The 21,963-nt window shown below is 63.2% G+C and carries 19 protein-coding genes and 1 pseudogene; 16 read left to right on the forward strand and 4 right to left on the reverse strand.

Annotation, left to right across the window (positions count from 1 at the left end; all coding sequences use genetic code 11):
* Nucleotides 1-44: 44 nt before the first annotated feature.
* The 4 genes from DBR47_RS06880 (at nucleotide 45) to DBR47_RS06895 (ending at nucleotide 5,301) form a co-directional block, all read left to right on the forward strand.
* Nucleotides 45-2,198 (forward strand): cytochrome c biogenesis protein ResB, encoded by a 2,154-nt coding sequence (locus DBR47_RS06880; RefSeq protein ID WP_124448289.1) that lies wholly within the window; start codon nucleotides 45-47, stop codon nucleotides 2,196-2,198.
* Nucleotides 2,195-3,586 (forward strand): c-type cytochrome biogenesis protein CcsB, encoded by a 1,392-nt coding sequence (gene ccsB, locus DBR47_RS06885; RefSeq protein WP_197046908.1) that lies wholly within the window; start codon nucleotides 2,195-2,197, stop codon nucleotides 3,584-3,586. Before DBR47_RS06880 ends, ccsB begins: the two co-directional genes overlap by 4 nt.
* 108 nt (nucleotides 3,587-3,694) lie before the next feature.
* A complete protein-coding gene (msrP, locus tag DBR47_RS06890) occupies nucleotides 3,695-4,672 on the forward strand; it encodes a protein-methionine-sulfoxide reductase catalytic subunit MsrP (RefSeq protein WP_124448291.1) in 978 nt (325 codons plus the stop codon).
* Nucleotides 4,673-4,680: 8 nt separating this feature from the next.
* A complete protein-coding gene (locus DBR47_RS06895) occupies nucleotides 4,681-5,301 on the forward strand; it encodes a sulfite oxidase heme-binding subunit YedZ (RefSeq protein ID WP_124448293.1) in 621 nt (206 codons plus the stop codon).
* Here the strand turns inward: DBR47_RS06895 and DBR47_RS06900 are convergent.
* Nucleotides 5,248-7,317, reverse strand: a complete 2,070-nt coding sequence (locus DBR47_RS06900; protein ID WP_197046909.1) for a prolyl oligopeptidase family serine peptidase — start codon at nucleotides 7,315-7,317, stop codon at nucleotides 5,248-5,250. The genes DBR47_RS06895 and DBR47_RS06900 overlap by 54 nt on opposite strands.
* A gap of 140 nt (nucleotides 7,318-7,457) precedes the next feature.
* Between DBR47_RS06900 and DBR47_RS24925 the strand changes: the two are divergent.
* The 6 genes and pseudogenes from DBR47_RS24925 to DBR47_RS06925 all read left to right on the forward strand — a co-directional run.
* Nucleotides 7,458-8,030 (forward strand): annotated as a pseudogene (locus DBR47_RS24925) (FAD-dependent oxidoreductase); the annotation flags it as partial.
* Nucleotides 8,031-8,447: 417 nt separating this feature from the next.
* Nucleotides 8,448-8,816 carry a dihydroneopterin aldolase gene (locus tag DBR47_RS24930; RefSeq protein WP_231512179.1) on the forward strand — a complete coding sequence of 123 codons (369 nt, stop codon included), beginning with the start codon at nucleotides 8,448-8,450 and terminating at the stop codon, nucleotides 8,814-8,816.
* 112 nt (nucleotides 8,817-8,928) lie between these two features.
* Entirely contained in the window at nucleotides 8,929-9,894 is a 966-nt protein-coding gene (ttcA, locus tag DBR47_RS06910) for a tRNA 2-thiocytidine(32) synthetase TtcA (RefSeq protein WP_370454880.1), read from the forward strand.
* A 102-nt stretch (nucleotides 9,895-9,996) separates the two neighbouring features.
* A complete protein-coding gene (locus DBR47_RS06915; RefSeq protein WP_124448299.1) occupies nucleotides 9,997-10,632 on the forward strand; it encodes a DUF4136 domain-containing protein in 636 nt (211 codons plus the stop codon).
* 99 nt (nucleotides 10,633-10,731) lie between these two features.
* Entirely contained in the window at nucleotides 10,732-12,120 is a 1,389-nt protein-coding gene (glmU, locus tag DBR47_RS06920; protein ID WP_124448301.1) for a bifunctional UDP-N-acetylglucosamine diphosphorylase/glucosamine-1-phosphate N-acetyltransferase GlmU, read from the forward strand.
* A gap of 157 nt (nucleotides 12,121-12,277) precedes the next feature.
* Nucleotides 12,278-12,748, forward strand: a complete 471-nt coding sequence (locus DBR47_RS06925) for a hypothetical protein (RefSeq protein WP_124448303.1) — start codon at nucleotides 12,278-12,280, stop codon at nucleotides 12,746-12,748.
* A 317-nt stretch (nucleotides 12,749-13,065) separates the two neighbouring features.
* Here the strand turns inward: DBR47_RS06925 and DBR47_RS06930 are convergent, their stop codons facing one another.
* Complete coding sequence (locus DBR47_RS06930; RefSeq protein ID WP_124448305.1) at nucleotides 13,066-13,938, reverse strand: transposase; 873 nt, start codon at nucleotides 13,936-13,938, stop codon at nucleotides 13,066-13,068.
* Between the two features lie 88 nt (nucleotides 13,939-14,026).
* On the reverse strand, nucleotides 14,027-14,557 hold the full coding sequence (locus DBR47_RS06935; protein ID WP_124448307.1) for a co-chaperone YbbN: 531 nt from the start codon (nucleotides 14,555-14,557) through the stop codon (nucleotides 14,027-14,029).
* Between the two features lie 100 nt (nucleotides 14,558-14,657).
* On the opposite strand from DBR47_RS06935, the gene DBR47_RS06940 reads away from it, so the two are divergent.
* The 6 genes from DBR47_RS06940 (at nucleotide 14,658) to DBR47_RS06965 (ending at nucleotide 19,066) form a co-directional block, all read left to right on the forward strand.
* Nucleotides 14,658-15,584, forward strand: a complete 927-nt coding sequence (locus tag DBR47_RS06940) for a DUF808 domain-containing protein (RefSeq protein WP_124448309.1) — start codon at nucleotides 14,658-14,660, stop codon at nucleotides 15,582-15,584.
* A gap of 61 nt (nucleotides 15,585-15,645) precedes the next feature.
* A complete protein-coding gene (locus DBR47_RS06945) occupies nucleotides 15,646-15,873 on the forward strand; it encodes a hypothetical protein (protein WP_124448311.1) in 228 nt (75 codons plus the stop codon).
* A 24-nt stretch (nucleotides 15,874-15,897) separates the two neighbouring features.
* A complete protein-coding gene (locus tag DBR47_RS06950; RefSeq protein ID WP_124448313.1) occupies nucleotides 15,898-16,545 on the forward strand; it encodes a UPF0149 family protein in 648 nt (215 codons plus the stop codon).
* Nucleotides 16,542-18,065, forward strand: a complete 1,524-nt coding sequence (locus DBR47_RS06955) for a M48 family metalloprotease (protein ID WP_124448315.1) — start codon at nucleotides 16,542-16,544, stop codon at nucleotides 18,063-18,065. Before DBR47_RS06950 ends, DBR47_RS06955 begins: the two co-directional genes overlap by 4 nt.
* A 138-nt stretch (nucleotides 18,066-18,203) precedes the next feature.
* A complete protein-coding gene (locus DBR47_RS06960) occupies nucleotides 18,204-18,485 on the forward strand; it encodes a hypothetical protein (RefSeq protein ID WP_124448317.1) in 282 nt (93 codons plus the stop codon).
* 83 nt (nucleotides 18,486-18,568) lie between these two features.
* On the forward strand, nucleotides 18,569-19,066 hold the full coding sequence (locus tag DBR47_RS06965) for a hypothetical protein (RefSeq protein ID WP_124448319.1): 498 nt from the start codon (nucleotides 18,569-18,571) through the stop codon (nucleotides 19,064-19,066).
* A 136-nt stretch (nucleotides 19,067-19,202) separates the two neighbouring features.
* Here the strand turns inward: DBR47_RS06965 and DBR47_RS06970 are convergent, their stop codons facing one another.
* A complete protein-coding gene (locus DBR47_RS06970; protein WP_124448321.1) occupies nucleotides 19,203-21,944 on the reverse strand; it encodes a prolyl oligopeptidase family serine peptidase in 2,742 nt (913 codons plus the stop codon).
* Nucleotides 21,945-21,963 lie beyond the last annotated feature (19 nt).

Below are 21,963 nucleotides of genomic sequence, written 5' to 3' on the forward strand. Positions count from 1 at the left end.
CTATCTCGCCCTCGCCTGGCCCGACGTCCCGCGACAATCCGCCCATGAGTGATTCTTTTGAGACCCAGCCGATGGCGCTTGCGCCCTCGCGTCGCCACAGCCCCGGCCGTGAGTTGCTGGACCTGCTGGCCTCCATGCGGTTTGCGGTGTCCTTGCTGACGGTGATCTGCATCGCCTCCATCATCGGCACCGTGGTCAAGCAGCGCGAGCCGCTGAACAACTACGTCAACCAATTCGGGCCCTTCTGGGCCGAGGTGTTTGGCAAGCTGGACCTCTACACCGTCTACGGCGCTTGGTGGTTCTTGCTGATCCTGGCCTTTCTGGTGCTCTCCACCAGCCTGTGCATCGCCCGCAACACGCCCAAGATCCTGCAAGACCTGCGCAACTACAAAGAGAATGTGCGCGAGCAGTCGCTGCAGGCCTTCCACCACAAGGCCCTGGGTCATATGCAGGGCGGGCCTGAGGCGGTGCTGGCCCGCGTCTCCAACTATCTGGGCCAATCCGGCTGGAAGGCCAAGATCCAGGTGCGCGACCGTGGCGTGATGGTGGCCGCCCGCAAGGGTTCGGCCAACAAGATCGGCTATATCGCCGCCCACTCGGCCATCGTGCTGGTCTGCCTGGGCGGCTTGCTGGACGGCGACCTGCTGGTGCGCGGCCTGATGTGGGCCCAGGGCAAGACGGTGTACGAGGGCGGCGGCCTGATCAGCGCCGTCGCTCCCGAGCACCGCCTGCCACCGGGCAACCCCAGCTTCCGTGGCAATCTGATGGTGCCTGAGGGCGCACGCGCCGCCACCGCCGTACTGTCCATGCCGAATGGCGTGGTGCTGCAGGACCTGCCCTTCGATGTGGAGCTGAAAAAGTTCATCGTCGAATACTACGAAACCGGCATGCCCAAGCTGTTCGCCAGCGAAGTCGTGATCCGCGACCACGACACCGGCAAGACCAGCGAGGCCAAGATCAAGGTCAACGAGCCCCTGATCCACCGCGGCATCGCCCTCTATCAAAGCAGTTTTGAGGACGGCGGCTCGGAGCTGAAGCTGACGGCCCAGGCCATGCAGGGCGGCAAGCCTTTTACGCTGGAAGGCCGGGTCGGCGGCAACACCACGCTCAAGGGCGGCACTGACGAGAAGGGGGAAGCAGAAAAACTAACCCTGGAATTCACCGGTCTGCGGGTCATCAATGTCGAGAATATGAGCAATGCACCCGCCGGTGGTGAGGGGACGGATGTGCGCCGGGTGGACCTGGTGGGCTCGCTGAACAAGCATCTGGGTAGCGGCGCTCGTACCAAGACCGAGAAGGACCTGCGCAATATCGGCCCCTCCTTCAGCTACAAGCTGGTGGACGCCGCCGGCCAGCGGCGTGAGTTCAACAACTATATGGTGCCGGTCGAGCTGGACGGTCAGCGCGTCTTTCTGGCCGGTGTGCGCGAGAACCTGAACGAGAGCTTCCGCTATCTGCGCATCCCCGTCGACGAGCAAGGCAGCATGACGGAGTGGCTGCGCCTGCGCACCGCCCTGCTCAACCCCCAGCTGCGCGACCGCGCCGCGCGCCGATATGCCGAAGCCGCCACCCCCAGCGACAAGCCCCAGATGCTGCCGCAGTTGCAGGCCACGGCCAAACGCGCCCTGAGCTTGTTTGCAGGCGCCGAACCGGGCAAGAGCGAGGCAAAGAAAGCCATGCCGCTGGGCGGCCTGCCCGCCCTGTCCAATTTCATCGAGACCGAGGTGCCCGAGGGTGAGCGACAAAAGGTCAGCGAGGTGCTGCTGCGCATTCTCAACGGCAGCTTGTTCGAGCTCTACAAGCTGAGTCGCGACCAAGCCGGCCTGGGCGACCCCAAGGCCGACGCACAGACCCAGGGTTTTTTGACCCAGGCCGTGCTGGCCTTGTCGGACAGCATGTTCTACCCCGCCCCTGTGCTGCTGCAGCTGGATGATTTCAAGCAGGTGCAGGCCAGCGTATTCCAGGTCACCCGCGCGCCGGGCCAGAAGCTGGTCTACTTGGGCGCTGTGCTGCTCATCATCGGCGTCTTCGCCATGCTCTATATCAAGGAGCGCAGGCTGTGGGTCTGGCTGGAGTCAGCCCCCGGCCAACCGGAGCTGACCCGTGTGCGCATGGCCCTGTCCTGCACCCGCGAGTCCCCCGACACCGCAATTGAATTCGATCAGCTCAAGCTGGATCTGTTGAAGGAAGGCGTATGAATACTCCCAACACCACCCTGGAATCGGGCATGACGGTCGGCCTGGCCCAGAGCGCGATGATGGCCAAGCGCGGCTACTTCAGCGGCCGCAATCTGCTGGACTGGGGCTTTGCCGCCCTGGTGCTGCTGGGTGGGCTGTTCGCCTTCTCGCGCTACGGCGGCTCGATGGACGGCTATGAAGAGGGCATCCTGCTCTTCACCCTGCCCAGCGTGATCGCCCTGGGCTGGTTTTGGCGGCCGCTGCGCCTGCTGATCTTGGCCGTGGGCGCTACCAGCTTGCTGGCCATCCATTTGTACGGCCAACACACCGACAGCTTTGGCGCCGATCTGGCCGCCGCCGACCAGGTGTTCTGGCTCAAGTACATGCTGTCCAGCCAAAGCGCCATTCTGTGGATGAGCGTGCTGTTCTATATGAGCACCTTGTTCTACTGGGGCGGCTTCTTCACCAAAAAAGGCTCTGACAGCGCGGCCGAAGCGATTGGCTCCCGCCTGACCTGGGGCGCTGTCTTCATGGCCCTGCTCGGCACCATGGTGCGCTGGTTTGAAAGCCATCAGATCGCGCCGGACATCGGCCATATCCCGGTCAGCAACCTCTACGAAGTGTTTGTGCTGTTCTGCTGGATGACGGCGCTGTTCTACCTCTACTACGAAGCCCGCTTCAAGACCCGCGCCCTGGGCGCCTACGTCTTGCTGGTGATCAGCGCGGCCGTGTCCTTCTTGCTCTGGTACACGGTGGCGCGTGACGCGCACGAAATCCAACCCCTGGTGCCGGCCCTGCAAAGCTGGTGGATGAAGATCCATGTGCCCGCCAACTTCGTCGGTTACGGCACCTTCGCCCTGGCCGCCATGGTGGGCCTGGCCTATCTGCTCAAGACAGCCACCCAACGCTCCTTGCTGATCGGCCTGATCGGCCTGCCCGCCGCCATCATCCTGGCGATTCTGGCCGCCCGACTTGGCGCCGGCCTCACACCCGATGTGATCGAGGGCCTGGACAGCTGGACGAAGAAACTGGGCGGCCTGCTGCTCTTCTTTGGCCTGTGCATCGCCCTGCGCAAGCCGCTGACGGCCCGCCTGCCCGAGCTGGTGACCCTGGACGACCTGATGTACAAGGCCATCGCGTTGGGCTTTGCCTTCTTCACCATCGCCACCATTCTGGGCGCTTTCTGGGCGGCCGAGGCCTGGGGCGGCTATTGGAGCTGGGACCCGAAAGAGACCTGGGCGCTGATCGTCTGGCTCAACTATGCGGCCTGGCTGCATATGCGCTTGATGAAGGGCTTGCGCGGTGTCGTCTCGGCCTGGTGGTCCTTGGGCGGCTTGCTGGTCACCACCTTCGCCTTCCTGGGCGTGAATATGTTCCTCTCGGGCCTGCACTCCTACGGCACGCTTTGAGCTGAAAACCCAGGGGCATCAAACGCCCCTGCGGCAAGAATTTCCTTCATGACGTAAGCTTTTGCGGCCTGGCACGACAGATGCCAATCACCCTCCGCAAAGGCTGTCATGAAGCACCCCTCTCTCGATCTGATTCCCGCCTCGGAAATCACCCCCCAAGCCGTGTTTGAAGCCCGCCGCGATTGGCTGCGCCTGATGGCCAGCGGCGCCGCGGGCGTGGCCATGGCCGGCTGGGCGGGACGTGAGGCCCTTGCACAAAGCCCCGGCAAACTGGCCAAGCTGCCCGGCGCGCGCAGTACCGTGCCGGGCGCCATGACGCTGGACAAGCTAACGACCTACCAGGACGCCAGCACTTACAACAATTTCTACGAGTTCGGCACCGACAAAGCCGACCCCGCCCGCAACGCCGGCACCCTGCGGTCCCGGCCCTGGACGGTGACGGTGGAAGGCGAGGTCGGCAAGCCTGGCACATTCGATCTGGACAGCCTGCTCAAGCTCAGCCCCATGGAGGAGCGCATCTACCGCCTGCGCTGTGTGGAAGGCTGGTCCATGGTGATCCCCTGGGTGGGCTATTCCTTGGCCGAGTTGATCAAAAAGGTCGAGCCCACGTCCAAGGCCAAGTTCGTCGAGTTCACCAGCCTGGCCGACAAAACGCAGATGCCCGGCGTGCGCTCCGGCGTGCTGGACTGGCCCTATGTCGAGGGCTTGCGCATCGACGAGGCCATGCACCCCCTGACCTTGCTGAGCTTTGGCATGTATGGCGAGGTCTTGCCGAATCAGAATGGCGCCCCGCTGCGCCTGGTCGTGCCCTGGAAGTACGGCTTCAAATCGGCCAAGTCCATCGTCAAGATCCGCTTTGTTGAAAAGCAGCCGGTCAGCAGCTGGACCAAGGCGGCCCAGCAAGAGTACGGCTTCTACTCCAACGTCAATCCGCAGGTCGACCACCCACGCTGGAGCCAAGCGACCGAGCGCCGCATCGGTGAGGGCGGGCTGTTCGCCAAAAAACGCCCAACCCTGATGTTCAACGGCTATGAGGCCCAGGTGGGCCAGCTCTACGCTGGCATGGATCTGAAGAAAAACTTCTAAAACAGACCATGCAAAAGAAGCGTTCCCTCTGGCTGCACCCTGCAGCCAAGCCCTTGCTTTTCCTGATCTGCTGCCTGCCCCTGGCCTGGCTGGTCTGGGCTGCGGCCATGGATCAGCTGGGCGCCAATCCGGCCGAGGCCTTGATCCGCTCGCTGGGCGACTGGAGCTTGCGCGCCCTCTGCCTGACCCTGGCCATCACGCCTTTGCGCACAGTGGCGAACGTGCCCGCGCTGGCGCGCTTCAGGCGCATGCTGGGTTTGTTCGCATTCTTCTACGTCAGCCTGCACCTGCTGGCCTACGGCTGGCTGGATATGGGGCTGGACTTGGGCGACATCGCTCACGACATCGCCAAGCGCCCCTTCATCCTGATGGGTTTTACCGCCTGGGTCTTGCTGCTGCCCCTGGCCGCCACCTCCTTCAACCGCGCCATCAAGGCCCTGGGGGCCAAGCGCTGGCAGCTACTGCACAAGCTGGTCTACCCCATCAGCCTGCTGGGCCTGGTGCACTTCATCTGGATGCGGGCCGGCAAAAACAATTTCGCCGAACCCGCGATCTATGGCGCCGTGTTGGCGGTCTTACTGGGCTGGCGCTTGCTGCGGCGCTGGCGCAGCGGCAGCCGTGGGGCCTGAGCCGATGTGCTTGTCCAGGAATTTGAGCATGGTGGTATAGAGGTCCACCCAGTTCTCCTGCTTGCCGTAACCGTGGCCTTCCTCGGGCTTGATCATCACGATCTCGGGTGGGCGGCCGGCCTCGGTCAGGGCATTGACCATGGCCTTGGTCTGCTCCAGCGGGGTGCGCCTGTCGTCAGCACCGGCGTAGATCATCAGAGGCACTTTGGAGCGGGCGGCGTGCAAGGCCGGTGAAACCTCTTGCGCGACCTGCCAGTTGTCATCCTTCACGCCAATCAGGCGCTTCCAATAGGCCACACCGGACTTGCTGCCCGAGAAGTCTGTGGCGTTCGAGGTCAGCTGCAACTTCAAATCACTCACCACGGCTCCTGCGACCGCACACTTGAACAAATCTGCCGAGCGAATCGTCGCCCACAAGCTGGCATAACCGCCATAACTGGCGCCACTGATGCACACCCGCTGCTGGTCCGCAAAGCCCTGAGCCACGGCCCAGCGCACGGCGTCCTCGTGGTCGTCCGACATCTTGCGGCCCAGCTCACCATAACCCGCCTTGTAGATCTTTTCACCCAGCTCCGGCGTGACGCGGAAGTTAGGCAGGATCACGGCATAGCCGCGCGAGGCAAGCAACTGTGCCTCGGTGACACCAAAACTGTTCAAGGCACCCCATTTGTCAGCTCTCATCATGGGGCCGCCATGCACATGCAGCACCGTCGGCAGGCGCTGACCCGGCTGGTAATTGGCGGGCAGGAAGTAGTAGGACGGGATCTCCAAGCCATCCCGCGTCTTCAGCAAAAAAGGCCGCATCTGCACCAGATGCTTCTCCTCCACGTCTTCGCGCGAGCGCAGCGCCTCCTCCAAAGTCTTCTTCTCCGCGTCGTGGATATAGAAGGTGGGCACAGCGCGATCACTCCACACCGTCACCAGATTGCGCGTACCTTCCGTGGTCTGGAACGACACCGCCTTGCCGGGGAACAAGGCCTCGAAGCCGGCTTGCAGGCGGGCATAGTTCTCATCGAAGTAGGCCACCTGATGCTGCTCGTCAGCAAAGGACAGGCCCACCACCTTGCGCGTCTTGGGGTCATAGCGAAGACCGCTTTTGAGGTCATATCGCGGGTGCTCGGCGATGGTCTCGCCAAACCTGCCTTCAGCCACCAAGTAACGATACATGCCGACAGTGTCACGGCCGCGCCTCGTCGAGACGATCAAGTCTTCATTGTTCTCGGCAAAGGCCAGCACCGACCAACGCTCCGGGCTGCCCGGCTCGAAGCGCGCCACCTGCTTCCAAGGCGCATCCATGCCGGCGCGGATCATCACGCGGGCCCCTGGGAATTGCTGCGGGTCATCCTCTTTGTCGGCCAGCACAGCCACCCGCGGCAGGCCTTGCTGATCCAATATCCATTGCTCAACGATGCCTGGCTGATCAAAGGTCAGCAGCTTTTTCTGCCCGCTTTCCAGATTGACGCGGTAGATGTCATTGGCCTTGCTCGTGCGGAAATTGCTGGCCACCAAGACCTCGTCCTCGCTGCCCGGCGCCGTAGCCAAAAAGTTCATGTAGCGGAATTGAAAATTCCCCCGCCCATACTGTTCACGAAAGGTCGGGTGCAGCTTGCGGAAACCCGTGCCATCGCGCTTGACGGTGAACAGCCCACCGCCGTCACCTGACTCTGGGCCCGTGGGTGCGTTCAAACGCCCGAGGCTGAAGACCAGGCGCTCCGAGCCCACCCATTGGAAGCTCACCACATCAAAGTCACTCATGCCGGTCAACGCCGTGCCGGCCCGGGTCTTGAGGTCGATCACCATCAGATTGCGCTTGCCCTTCAAGGGCGCCAGCACCGCCAGGCGCTGGCCATCGGGCGACAAGCTGGGTTGTGAAAAGCGGGGCACGGCAACATAAGACGCCACCGGCAGCAACTCGTTCGCCTTGCCCGCTGCATCGGGGCTTGCGCCCAAGGCCGGTAGGCCACTCAAAAGCAAGCCAAGCGACAGGGCACTGGCACGCAGTCCGCCCGAATTCATTGTTATTTTCATATCCCACCCTCGGCCCCATGGGGACCCAATTTATGTTCAAAAATGAGGCAGCCCGCAGGGCCTCCAATCAGTCTGAACCCTCTGCCCTGCATGGCTGGGATAATTATGGATTCTTCTCAAGCCTCACCATGCCTCAGCACGTCCCAAACCAAGCCCCAGCCCAAGCCGACCTTGCCATCATCGGCGGCGGCCCTGCCGGCTGCAGTGCCGCTTCCTGGCTCAGCCAGCTGGGGCTCAAGGTCGCCTTGATCGAGCGCGAAAGCGTGCTCTGCGCGTCCTTGCAAGGCCTGCAGTTCCCGCAAGATTGGCTGCTGGGTGCGCCTGGCGAGACCTTGGCCGCCCAGGGCCAGCGCTATGCGGCGCAAACCCAGGGCCTGGATGGATTGCAGCTGTTTTTGCAGCGCAGCCTCAGCCATGTGGACTGGCAAATGGGTCAAGGCTGGCGCCTGCGCCTGGACGATGGTCGCATGCTGCAGACCCGCGCCCTGCTGCTTGCCACGGGTCTGCGGCCGCTGCGGCCAGAGCTGTTCTTTGCGCCGCAGACCGCACATCCGCGCGTGATGGATGCCATCGCTCTGACCGCCCAGCGCGAAACCTTGGCCCCCGGCCGCTGCCTGCTGCTGGGCGGCGGCGACAACGCGGTGGAGAACGCGCTGTTTCTGCAGGCCAAAGGCCATCAGGTGACGCTGTGGTCGCGCAGCGACTGGCGGGCTCAGCAAGCCTTGCTGGATCGCTTAGCGCCGCTGAGCCAGCACATCACCCTGCGCCCCCGCACCCCCCTGCCCTTCCGCCTCGATGCCGCTGAAGATTTTGTGCAGGTGGAGTCTCGCGAGCATGGTCTGGAGACTTTTGACCATGTGGCCGTGCTCTTGGGCTACGAGGCCGAACCCTCAGCCTGGTTGCTGGTGGGCGACGCCTTGCAGCGCGCCGGCATCACCGCGCCCTCCCACCCTTTCCGCGACGAGCCGCGCTTTGCGCCCCTGGGCCTCTTCGTAGCCGGCGATGCCAGCGGACGCCAACACCCCTGCGTGCAAACGGCGCTGGGGGATGGCGTGGTGGCGGCCAAGGCCGTCGAAGCCTTTTTACGCCCCTTGCAAGAAGGCCAACCCAGCCTGGCCATGCGCCGCAACAACCGCCAGATCATCCACATCAGCGGCCTGCGCTTTGGCGCCAAGCTGGGTGTGCTGGACTTTGAACGCGAGGGCCCGCAGCCCATCCAGGTCGACGCGGAGGTCAATCTCGGCGCACAGCAAATCGTCTCGCGCGATGCCGACATCGGCCATGTGCTGGACTACCGCCGCGTGCGCCAAATCATCATCGACGAATGCACGGCCGAACACACCGACCTGCTCGAAGCCCTGCTCGGCAAACTCTGCACCCGCTTGATGAAGTTGGCTGGCGTGGTGGGCGTGCGCATCAAGGTGACCAAGCTCGAAATTTTCCCCGACTGCCAAGTCGCAATCAGTGCCGAATGCGGCCAGTGGTAATGGACCACCCCGTAGCGCTTCGCGCTCCCCTCAAGGGGCAGAGCCCGATGGACCGGCAAAGCCGGATCCATGGGCTCCACTCGATGAATCGCAGCCCTGTGCCAGGGCGCTCATGAACACCAAAGACAACGCCATGACGACGACCGAAACTCTTCACACCGACAACAAGGCTGGGGCCAGCGCCGAGAAAAAGACCTCCGTGGAGATCAACAAGCTCTCCAAGCGCCTGCATCGCCAGGTCGGCCAGGCCATCACCGACTACAACATGATCGAGGAGGGCGACAAGGTCATGGTCTGCCTGTCCGGTGGCAAGGACAGTTATTCCATGCTGGACATTCTGCTGAATATGCAGCAGCGCGCGCCCATCAATTTCGAGATCGTGGCCGTCAATCTGGACCAGAAGCAGCCCGGCTTCCCCGAGCATGTGCTGCCCGAGTATCTGAAGGCCCGCGGCGTGCCCTTCCACATCGAGGAGCAAGATACCTACTCCATCGTCAAGCGCCTGGTGCCCGAGGGCAAGACCACCTGCAGCCTGTGCTCGCGTCTGCGCCGCGGCAATCTCTACCGCGTGGCCAGCGAGTTGGGCGCCACCAAGATCGCCCTGGGCCATCACCGCGATGACATCGTCGTGACCCTGCTGCTGAATATGTTCTTCGGCGCCCGCATGAAGGGCATGCCGCCCAAGCTGGTCAGCGACACCGGCTCGCATGTGGTGATCCGCCCCCTGGCCTATGTGGCCGAGCCCGATCTGGTGAAGTGGGCCGCGCATCGTGAATTCCCCATCATTCCCTGCAATCTCTGTGGCAGCCAGGAGAACCTGCAACGCGTGCAGGTCAAGGCCATGATCAATGAGTGGGAAAAGAAATACCCCGGCCGGGTTGAAAACATGTTCACGGCGATGAGCAAGGTTGTGCCCTCGCACATGATGGACCGCGAGCTCTTCCCCTTCCAAACCCTCAAGGCCACCGGCGTGCCCGACCCGCAAGGCGATATCGCCTTCGACGAAGACGAGGCCTGCGGAACACCGAGCAGCAGCACGGTTAGCGCCGTGATTCCCCTGAAGCGCGACCTGGAATAAACACAGTTCGCTCAGACGAGAGTCGGCTTAAGCAAAGAGATACAAACAGGCAACAAAATCGCCTGACAATCCTCTTGTGAAGAAGATCAAGAGGAGATCGCCATGAACCGTCGCCGTTTGTTTTCCATAGGTCTGGGCCTGGTCGCCGCCGCAGCCCTGGCCGCTTGTAGCGGGCCCTACACGGTCAGCAGCGAAGTGGCCACCTACGGCAGCTGGGATGCGTCGCGCAAGCCCGGCAGCTTCGCTTTTGACCGCCTGCCCTCGCAGCAAAAAGACGGCAGCGCTTCGGAGCTGCAAGCCAAGATGGAGGACAGCGCCCGCGCCGCCCTTCAAAAGGCCGGCTTCACCGAAGCCGCCGACACCAAATCCGCCGACTACCTCATCTCGCTGGGCGCACGCATCCAGCCCCAGGATCGCTCGCCCTGGGACGACCCGTTGTGGTGGCGCTGGCATGGCAGCTACAACTCCTGGCGCTTTGGCTATGGGCCCGGCGCCTGGCCCTATCGCGCCGGCTTTGGCTTTCCCGGCGACTATATGGACCGCCGCTTTGACCGCTCGGTCGCGGTGCTGATCCGCGATCGCCAAAGCGCCGAACCGCTGTACGAGGCCCGTGCCAGCAATGAGGGGGCGACCCAGGGCGACGCCAGCCTGGTCAGCGCCATGTTCAGCGCCGCCCTCAGCGACTTCCCCAAGGTGGATCCCAAGCCGCGCCGCGTGTCGGTGCAAGCCATGCGCTGAGGGGGGCTGCGCGGATTCCCCCTCTTGAGGGGCCGCAACAAGCCCGTCAAGCGAGCCAGCCATAATCGCGACTTCATCCTAGAAGTCGCGATTTTTCTTATGGCGCTGAATATTGTCATCATGGCCGCGGGCAAAGGCACCCGCATGAAGTCCGCTCTGCCCAAGGTTTTGCACAAGCTGGCCGGGCGTTCCTTGCTACAGCATGTGCTGAACATGACTGAAGGCCTGGCGGCCCAGCGCAGTGTGGTGATCACCGGTCATGGGGCCGATGAGGTCGAAGCCGCCGTCGCCGCGCCCCATCTGAGCTTTGTGCGCCAGATGCCCCAGCTGGGCACCGGCCACGCCATCCAACAAGCCGTGCCCGCCCTGGAGGGCGAGGGCACGACGCTGATCCTCAACGGCGATGTACCCCTGATCAAGCAAGCCACCGCCCAGCGCCTGATCGAGGCCTGCGATGGCCGTGCCCTGGTGCTGCTGACCATCCACCTGAGTGACCCCAGCGGCTACGGCCGCATCATTCGCCAAGACGGCAAGGCGGAAGGCAATGTGCTGGGCATCAAGGAACACAAGGACGCGACGCCCGAGGAGCGCGCCATACGCGAAGGCTATACCGGCATGATGGCCGCCCCCACCGGCGCGCTCAAGCGCTGGGTTGGCCAGCTGAACAACAACAATGTGCAGGGCGAGTACTACCTCACCGATATCGTCGCCATGGCCGTGGCCGAAGGCGTGCCGGTGCTGGGCATTGCCGCGCCGAACGAGACCGAGGTGCTGGGCGTCAACAGCCCCGTGCAGCTGGCCGATCTGGAGCGTCGCTTCCAGCGCGAGCAAGCCCATGAACTGATGGAAGCCGGCGTGCGCCTGGCCGACCCGGCCCGTTTTGATCTGCGCGGCCAGCTGCAATGCGGCCAAGATGTGGAGATCGACGTCAACTGCGTGTTCGAAGGCCAGGTCAGCCTGGGTGATGGCGTGCGCATCGGCGCCAACTGCGTGATCCGCAATGCCAGCATCGCGGCCGGCGCGCGCATCCATGAGTTCAGCCATATCGACGGCGAGAAGGCCGGCGGCGTCAAGGTCGGTGCCGGCGCCCTGATCGGCCCCTTCGCCCGCCTGCGTCCCGGCGCTGATTTGGGCGATGAGGTGCACATCGGCAATTTCGTCGAGGTCAAGAACTCCAGCCTGGCCAGGGGCGCCAAGGCCAATCACCTGGCCTATCTGGGCGACGCCACGGTGGGCGAGCGCGTCAACTACGGTGCCGGCTCCATTACCGCCAATTACGACGGTGCCAACAAGCACCGCACCGAGATCGGCGCCGACGTGCATGTGGGCTCCAACTGCGTGTTGGTGGCCCCCATCAGCATAGGCGCTGGCGCCACGATCGGCGGCGGCTCCACCATCACCAAGCCGGTTGCTGCTGGCGAATTGAGTGTGGCGCGCGGCAAACAAGTCGGCATTGCCGGCTGGACCCGCCCGGTGAAGAAGCGCTGAAAAGCGCGCTGCCGCGTGATAATTGCACGGCAGCTTGGTCTGAGCACGCTGGCGCCCCCTCGCCTAAGGGGCGCGCCCCGCAGACCCGGCTTGTTAGCATCCAGTTTCAGGACCTAGCAAGGCATCAGCCGACAGTAGCAAGCAGTAGGGGCGAACCATGGCGAGCAAACCGACGACAGCGACCTCCGGGTCATTTCTGGCAGCAGAGCCCAGCATTGGCGACGCTTTTGCCGACGTCTGCGCCTTGCCCTCCGCCTTCGCCGATCTGGACGCGCAAGCCGCTCAACAAGAACAACGCGCCCGCAGCATTGCCCTGGAAACCCAGGCGCTCTATCACGCCCAATGCGATAACGCCGCCCAGGCCTGTTGGTATCTCTGCCGCAGCCTGGGTCAGGCGCGCCAGATGGAAGCCGACGGCGAACCCACGCTGGAATTACTCTTCCAACTGCTGGGCGCCCTGGCCGATCTGCCGGCCGAAATCAGCAGCGCCCCCATGCCCGAGCAAGTCGGTGCAGACAATCTGGGCGTTTTTGAACTCTGTGAACAACTCGCCGCCGCGCGCGAGCTGAGCGAAGAAGCCTGGGTGGACGCCGAACTCGCTGCCCCCAAGCACGCACTCACTCACTGAGTTCCAAGTCAAATTCCCGCCGGAATTTGGATCTGGCGCCGCCAAGGCGCGAAAAGCGCATGAACTGAGGCGCCCTCGCCAAGCCAAAAATCATTAAAAAAGCCCCCTCCGGGCGATTGGCAACGGCTATTTTTGCGGGTCTTCCACACTGCCCAAATTTGCGGCAATGCGTTGAAGTGCCTGTCATATCAATGACTTATTGGCGCTGTATCCAGCTTACCCACGCACTTGTCCACAGAGGGCGGGGATAGCCGAAAACAAGTCCACAGGCAGCAAACTTGTCCACAGCTTATGCAGGGCAGGCCTGCATCCAAGCCTCAAGCGCTCAGTTTGCGCTCATAGGCCGCCACGATGCGGCTAACGCGGGAAACCGACAGATCCAGGGCGCGAGCCATGGCGCTCATGGCCAGCCCGCCTTCGGTATGGGCGCGGTACAGGGCTTGCTCGCGCGATTCGCTCTCGAGCAGCCAGCTCTGCATGGACGGAGCACGCTGCGCCTTGCCGGCGCGCGCAGGTTTGGCTGCGCGCTGGGCCTGGGCCGCCTGCGCCAAGGCGGCGCGGGCAAAGGCCTCGTCGCCCAGGAAAATTTGCTGACGCAAACGGCCAGCCCACAGATCAAAACCCGGCTCCTCGGCCAGCAGCTGGGCATAGCGGGCCATGGCACGGCGGCGGTCGACCGCCCCCTGCAGTTCGCGGCCCAACACATAACGCCATAAACCATCGGATTCAAGCCAAGCTGGCGTGGCGACCAGGCCAGTGTGGGCAGGGCCGCTGGACCAGGGCCATTGCGCCGGGGATTTGCTTAGGCCCAGGCGGCCAGCGGCCAGGTCCACATAGCGACATGCATCCAGCAGATGCCGCTCCCTATCCACCAGCACGGCCTTGAAGCGCCCTTGAAACAGAGCGCCCTGGCTGCCATGGCGGCGGTTGTGATGTTGGGTATAGACCCCGCCCAAATGACGCATCAGGCGTGAGAGATTCGCGCGACGCGTGAAGACGAGGATCTCGTATTGATCGCCCAAGATGCTGTAGGCCAGCAGCTGCGCGTCGAAGCGCTGCATGCTTTGCGCCATCAGCTCAATCAGAGCGGCTCGGTCCTGATCGTCGGCAAACGCCAGCGTGCCTGGTTCGCACCGGGAGCTGACGTGATAGACGGCGCCAGGGAATTCAATGCGTGGAGGACGTGCCATGAGGCGAAAGGTAGTCCACACCGCGTCAAAAGGCAAGATCTGACCCCAAAGCCAGCGCTTGCCTGTGTTTTACCGTCGACTTTGAGGGTCAGGGCTTGCTATGCAGGCCTTCAAGCACGCGCAAGACCGCTTCGTCGCCCATATTGCGGGCATCGGCCAGCTCGCCGCCATTGGTGGCGCGCAACACCTCGCCATCGTTCTTCAGCACGGCCACGGCGGGAATGCCCTTCTTCAGCGACACGCCCATCTGCGCGGCCAGATCGGTGTTGCGATTGAAGCGACCCACATCGACCTTGAGTACCACCAGGCGCTTGGCCACATGAGCGGCCAGCTGGCCTTCGCCCATCTTGCGGTCCAGGGCGCGGCAGTCGCCGCACCAGTTAGCGCCGAACACCACCAGCACATTCTTGTGCTGGGCATTGGCAGCGTTCAAGGCCAGGTTGAGATCGGCACGCGCATCCGCCTGCTCGTTGTAGACCGGCTTGAGCGCCGGGGCCGAAGCGGCCGGTGCGGACAGCGCTGGTGCAGTCGTTTGGGCCAGCGCAGCCAGAGGTGCAAAATTCAGGGCAAACAGGGCCAGCGCGCCCAAGCTCGAAACAGGGTTCAGCGTTTTTTTCATGCGGACTCTTCCTCGGTGAGAATGCGCGGCAGTTTGCCACGCGCGCCAGCAGTCAGGCGACGCCATCTTTTATCGCCGTTTTCTTGAAAGACCCATTCCCATGGCGGCCTCCAGCCTTCTGCTTCTGATCGACGACATCGCCACCATCATGGACGACGTCGCCCTGCTGTCCAAGGTGGCGGCCAAAAAGACCGCCGGCGTGCTGGGCGACGATTTGGCCCTGAATGCGCAACAGGTCAGCGGCGTGGTGGCCGACCGCGAGTTGCCGGTGGTCTGGGCCGTGGCCAAGGGCTCGTTCAAGAACAAGGCCATTCTGGTGCCGGCCGCCCTGGCCATCAGCGCCTGGGCGCCCTGGGCCGTCACACCGCTCTTGATGGTGGGTGGGGCGTTTCTCTGCTTTGAAGGTTTTGAGAAGATCGCCCATAAATACCTGCACAGCGAAGAGGAGCTGAGCCAGGAGCATGAGGCCCTGAAGGCCGCCGCCCTGGACCCACAGCAAGACCTCTTGGCCTTTGAGGCCGACAAGGTGAAAGGCGCCGTGCGCACCGACTTCATCCTCTCGGCCGAAATCATCGCCATCACCCTGGGCACGGTGGCCAACTCGCCCTTTGCCACCCAGGTCCTGGTGCTCAGCGGCGTGGCCATCGTGATGACGGTGGGGGTGTACGGTCTGGTCGCCGGCATCGTCAAGCTGGACGATGCCGGTCTCTACCTGAGCCGCCGCCCCAGCCAGGCTGCGCAGGCGATTGGCCGCATGCTGCTGGCCGCTGCGCCCTGGCTGATGAAGGGCCTGGCCGTCGTCGGCACGGCCGCCATGTTCCTGGTCGGCGGCGGCATCCTGGCCCATGGCCTGCCGTTTTTGCATGATCTGCCCGCCCTGCTGGAGCGCAGCTTGGGCTCGCTGGCCTGGGTGGGCGGCTTGCTCAGCGAAGGCTTGATCGGCGTCGTCGCCGGTGGCCTGGTGCTGGCCGGCGTCAGCCTGGTGCAGCGCTTGCGCCGTAGCTTTGGCGGCAGCAAAGCGGCATAGTCGCTAATTCCTGGGCCCCGGCAAGGGGGCCAGGGCAAGCGACAAAAGGTAGGATTGCGCCATGAAAATTCACAATATCGAAATCCAGAAGTTCAAGGCCGCCAACAACAATGTGCACGGCCAGATGATCTTCAAGGTCGACGCCATCGTCACACCCAAGACCCCGGTGGAAGGCATTGAGCCCAGCACCCTGATCACCTTGACCGAAGCCAATGCCCGCGTGTTGATGGCCTTGCTCAAGGCCCAGCTGCTGGAATTTGACGGCAAAAAAGCGCGCAGCCGCTTCTAAGCCACTGTCGGCGACAATCGGCTCATGGAATATCCTCAGTACGACCCCAACTCCGACCACCAGCCCCTCTCCGACGAGGAGTTATCCACCCTGGATGACATGCTGACTCGGCTGCCCAGCGATGCGGCGATGAATATCGAGGCGCTGGACGGCTATCTGGCCGGCCTGCTCTTGAGCCCGCAGGCCCTGCCTGAGCTGCCCGGCGCGGCTTGGCTGCCCGTGGTTTGGGGCGGTGACGGCGACGATCTCGACGCCGCCAGCAAACCCGAGAACTACCCCTTTGTCAGCGGCAAGCAGCGCAAGCGCGTGCAACTGCTGGTGCTGCGCCATCTGCGCTCCATCGCCTGGCAGTGGACGGCCAAGCCTGAGCTGTGGGAACCCATCTTCAGCGTGGCCGAACAAGACGAGGGCGAAGACGACTTGATCGACGCCGAGGAATGGGCCGTCGGTTTCTTGACCGCCGTGGACTTAGCCCCCGAGGCCTGGACGCCCTTGTTCGACGACGCCGTCACCGGCCCCTTGCTGGCCCCCGTGGCCCTGCTGGGCGGCGATGAAAGCCAGCAAAGCGAAGCCGATCGCGCCTTGTTGGCCGACCCCAAGCAACGCGACACCCTGAGCCGCGCCGTACTGGACAATGTGCTGCAACTCTGGGCGCTGCGCAAAGCCGCATGAACTTGCAAGGCCTGAAGCACAAAGGGCGGGCAGCTGCGGCTGCCGCCCTTTTTCTTTGTTTGAGCGGCTGCGGCAGCATGGTGGTCAACCCGGTGACGGGCCAGACCGAACGCTCGGTCATGGACGAAGCCAGCGAGATCGCCGAGGGCAAAAAAGCCCACGCCCAGGTCTTGCAGGAATACCAAGCCCTGGCCGACCCCAAGCTGCAGGCCTACGTCAACGAGATTGGTCAGCGCTTGGCCAAGCAGTCGCATCGCGCGCATCTGGAATGGCATTTCACCGTGCTGGACAGCCCTGAGGTGAACGCCTTCGCCCTGCCCGGCGGTTATGTCTACGTGACGCGCGGCATCATGGCTTATCTGGACAGCGAGGCCGATCTGGCCGGCGTCATCGGCCATGAGATCGGCCACGTCACCGCTCGCCACGGCGCACAGCGCGCCACCCGCCAGCAGACCGCTGGCATCGGCGTGCTAGCCGCCAGCGTGTTGGGTGTGGTGCTGGAGTCGCAAGGCGTGGGTGGCGCCACCGAGTTGCTGGGCCAGGCCTCGCAGAACGCGGCCGCCGGCTATATTGCCAGTTATGGCCGCGAACAAGAATTGCAGGCCGACGGTCTGGGCGCCGAGTACCTGGTGCGCAGCCATTACCGGCCGCAAAACATGGTGGACGTAATCGGCGTGCTCAAGCAGCAAGAGCGCTTTGCCGCCGAACAAGCCAAGGCCGAGGGCAAACAAGCGCCAAGCCAGAACAGCTGGTTGGCCTCACACCCCAGCAATGATCAACGCCTGGCGCAGATCCGCGAGATCGCCAGCCAGTACAAGGCCGACGACGCCAACTACCAGGACGATGGAGCCGAGCGTTACCTCAAGGCCATCGAAGGCATGCCCTTTGGTGAGAGCGCCGAACAAGGCCTAAGCCGCGGCCAAAATTTCTATCACACCGGTTTGGGCATCGCGATCAGCGCGCCCATGGGCTGGAAGATCAGCAACAGCGCCGAGGCCCTGAGCCTGGTCAGCCCCCAAGGCGACGCCGCCCTGGTGCTGCGCCCTATTCCGACCAAGGCCGGTGGCGCGCATGAGGACATCCTGCGCCGCCTGCTCAAGCCCGAGCAAGGCCAGGTCGACAAACTCAACCTCAACGGCCTGCCCGCCAGCCGCTTTACCGGCGTCGTGCGTAATGCCCAAGGCCAGCGGCAGCCGGTGGAGCTGACCTTGGTCGACGGCCCCAAGCAGCAGCAATACGCCTTGCAATACCTGGGCCGCGACGCAGGCGCCCTCTACCGCGCCAAGCCGCAGATGCGCGAAGCCGAGGCAACGTTCCGCGCCCTCACCTCCGCCGACCGCAAAGCCGCCCAACCCTGGATGCTGCGCACGCAAGCCTTCCCGGCTGGCGGCTTCGCACAGCTGGCCAAGGCCTCACCGCTGGGCGAGCGCGCCGAGGCGCAGCTGCGTTTGCTCAACGGGGCCTTGGATGGCGAGCCCAAGGTGGGGACCAAGGTGAAGGTGGTGGTGACTAAGCCTTAAGTTGGCGATTGAAGCTCGGCTGCGAAAAGTCCGACTTGTTTCGAGGCACATTTGCAGCCGCAACACTTGCCCATTCCTAGCAGTTCATCCTGCCTGCAGATGGCATAGTCCGGCGACTCCTAACCCTCGGCAAACTGCATGGAAGACATCGTCGCTTTTGTCAGCTGGATCGTCATGGACCTGCTACTTGTGTCCCTAGGGCGATTCACAGTATTCGCACTGAGCTTTGGACGCTGGCGTGGCGAAAAATTTGATAGTAACGAGGGGCGCGTCTTTAGCACCGCAGGCGCACTTTCGTTTGTACGAGATGGTCAGCGTGTTGTAACGCGCTTAGGTCTCCTTTTGCTTGGACTTGCCAGTTTGGGGATGACTCTGTTGCTCATTCTGATCTCCAATTTTTCATGGCGAGGTCCGACCTGACGCTCTCTTAGCGCTGCACCGAAAACTAGACTCCACGCAGCCAAAATGCCCCGGCTGACCTTACTCAGGTCGAGCATTTTCAAATGGATAGATTCGTTTTTTACTCAAAACCCAAGCTGGTTGCCAGCCTGGCTCCCTTGTTGTTGATCGGTCCAGTGCTGTTTTGGCTTGGGCTGGAGCATGGCGGCCTTATGGCGCTTGCTCTTGCATGGTCGATCATGCTTCTTGCGATCCTTAGACATCTCAGCCCTTTCGATGGGCCAAAACTTGAACTCAGTAGTTCGGCCCTAGCCTACGGCCCTGGTCTGGCTTGCAAAGTTCTGCTGTCCGAAATCAAGTACGCCAAATCTGGAGGAAGTAGTCCACACGGCTGGCTGGGATCGGTCAATGTTTGGCTGGAAATGGAGGCTAGAGCGTCCAAGGGGCAGCTCTACTTCGACAGAAAGGTCATTCAACTTTTTTGCGTTGATACCTCTCCTGAGTACATCGCAGAACGCATCAACTTTCTTATCCAAGAATCGAAGCGCCACCGTAGCAGCCCGACTCAATCAACCGAGAACTCCGGAAGCGGCCAGGCCTGAGGCGAATTCAGCGCCTCGCCTGTAGTCAAGCCAAGCACAAGGGCTCTTGGGTCTACCCAACAAAAAGGGCGAGTCTCACGACTCGCCCTTTTTCACTTCTGCGCCTCACAAACCAGGCGCAATCAATCCACAGCCCTTACTTGGCCGCCTTGCCCTGCACCGTCCCCAGGTGCTGCAGCCAGAACTGCTCATACTTGCGGTGCCAACCCACGGTCTTGACCGCGCCGCCCATGCCGTGCTCGCCGTCCGGGTCCAGGAAGAGATCCACCAAACCTTCCTTGCCTGACTCCAGCAGAGCGCGGTAGACATTCACCGTGTCTTGGTACAAGACGTTAGGGTCCATCATGCCGTGCACCAAGAGCAGGGGCTTGCGCAGACCCTTGGCCATGGGCAGCAGGGAGTATTTGCGCAGATTGGGCTTGCTGCGATCGACCTTGCCGATGGTGCGGCCGCTGTACCAGCTGTTGTAGTTCTCCCATTCGGTCGGGCCGGCACCGGCGATGCCGGCGGCGAACAGATCGGGCTTGCTATACATGGTGTACTGGGTCTGGAAACCGCCGAAGCTCCAGCCGTTCAGGCCAACGCGGGCCGGGTCCACACCGAAGTTAGCAACGGCATGCTTGTAAGCGTCTTCCAGGTCTTCGGTCTGCGGCAGACCGGCTTGCTCCCAGTTGGCGTCCGAGAATCGGCGGCCGTAGTTGGAGTGGCCACGGGTGTCCACCGCCACCGTCACATAGCCGTGCTTGGCGGCCATATACATACCGAAGACGTAGGCCGTGGGCTGGAAGCTGTCGCTCTCCACCGTGTGGCGGTCGTTCAAGGGGCCGCCGTAGACATACATGACCGCCGGGCGGCGGTCGCTGGCCTGCCAGCCCTTGGGCTTGAAGACAAAGGCCGAGATGTCATCGCCATGGCGGTTCTTGAAAGTGAAGCGCTCGGGGCGCAGCACATCGACCTTGGCCCAGGCCTTGTCGTGGCTGTCGGTCAAGACCTTGGCGGCCTCGGGTTGGGCCTTGTCAGCCTTCAAGAGCTTCAGCTCAGGGCGGGCCGACCACTGGCCGGCATTGGCCGCCGCCCACTGGCCGTCGCGCGAGACCACGGCAGCGCGGTGGTAGTCACCCGCCTGGCCCAGGGCCTGCATGCTGCCATCCGCCAGATTGACACGAAACACATTCATGGCGGCGAAGTCACCCTTGTTGGCGGTGACAAACATGCTCTTGCTGTCGGGCGTGAAGCCGAGGATGTTGTGGGCCTCGAAATTGCCCTTCAGCAGGGGGCGCAGCGTGCGAGCGGCGATGTCCCAGGCATAGGGCTGGCGGTAGCCGCCATCGTCCAGCGCCAGCACGATTTGCTTGCCGTCAGGGGTGAACTCGGGGTCCATCACATTGACGACCTCGTGGCCCAGATCGCCACGGCGCTCCAGCACGATCTCGGGCTTGGCGGACTCGTCGGCCTTGCCCACATAGAGGCGGAACAGCTCTTTCTCGCGCTCCCAGGTGGCAAAGCTGTAGCGGCTGCCGTCACGCGCCCAGGCGACGGGGCTGATCTCGAACCAACCGTCGCCACCGGCTTGGGTGAACACGGCTTCCGCCTGCTTGCGCGGTGCTGCATCGCCAGCGGGCACTTGACGAATGTAGAGGGCCAGCGGCTTTTGCTTGCGCTTGTCGTCGGAGACCTCGCGGTCCACCTTCTTGGCCTTGGCGAAGCGCTCGGCGTAATCCATGATTTCCACCTTGCGGCCTTCGGCGTCCGGCAGGGGCTTGCCTTCGGCGTCGGTCAGCGGCGCGCGGGCCAGCAGGGACATCCAACGGCCGTCTTCGCTGATGGTGGTGGCGTCGATGCGGTACTTCTTGTCGGCGTCGTCGGCGTGGATCAGCTCGCGGTTCAGCACCTGCACGCCCGCTTGTGCCAGCTTGGCACGCAGCACGCGCTTCTCGTCCATGAAGACATAGCCCTGGTCATCGGGCGTGTAAGCCACGATGCGCAGATCGCGCTGGGTGGACAGCAGAGGCTGCAATTTGGCGTTCGCGTCCGCTGCGTTGTAGCGGAACAGGCTGCCGCGGTATTGCAGGATCAGCTCGTCCTTCTGGTTAGCCCAAACGATTTGCGTCACGCCGGGGTAGAGGTCGGTGGGCTTGAGCTTGTTCTTGGCCAGGCTCTTCTTCAGCTCGTCACGCAGCTCCCACAGCTCCTTTTCTTTCTCGGGCTTGGTTTCTGCCTTGGCGGCGGAGGAGGCCGCAGCAGCTGCCGCCGGCACAGGCTTGCCGGCACGCTTGGCTTCCAGCGCGGCCATGGCGGCTTTTTCAATCTCAGCCTCGGCCTTGTCCTTGGCCTTTTGGGCTTCGTCCTTGGCCTTCTTCTCGGCCAATTCCTTCTTCACCCGCTCCAGGGCCGCGGCTTCCCACTGACCCAGATCGACATTCTTGCCTTGCAGATAAGCGGCTTGTGCCTCTTCCTTGGCCTGGCGCTCGGCCAGCTCCGTGCGCTTTTGCGCTAACTTTTTGTCAAAGCGCTCCAGATCCTCGGGCGCGTCGAAGGCGCCCATCAGGGTGCGCGAGGTCACACGCTGGGTCTTGCCCGTCTTGGTGTCATGCACATAGAGGTCAGTGCCGGGCTCGCCAAAGGGGTTCCACAAAAAGGCCAGATAGCGGCCGCTGCGGCTGAACTTGGGCTCTTTGGCGTTCTCGCCGCGGTAAGACTCGGCGCGGAACAGCTGCTCCAGCGTCAAGTCTTGGCCGGCCACGGCCGTGCTCAGGGCGGCCTGCGCCGGGGCGGCTTGTTGGGCCGTCGAGGCCATGGCAAAGGCGCTGAGCAGCGCTGCCGTCAGGCAGCTCAATGCCAGCTTGCTGGTGCTTCTGTTTTTCGATTGATAAGCCAATTCGCTCGCTCCTGTCGGT

Origin of the sequence: Paucibacter sp. KBW04 (assembly GCF_003852425.1) — a bacterium.
Lineage (GTDB): Bacteria > Pseudomonadota > Gammaproteobacteria > Burkholderiales > Burkholderiaceae_C > Paucibacter_A.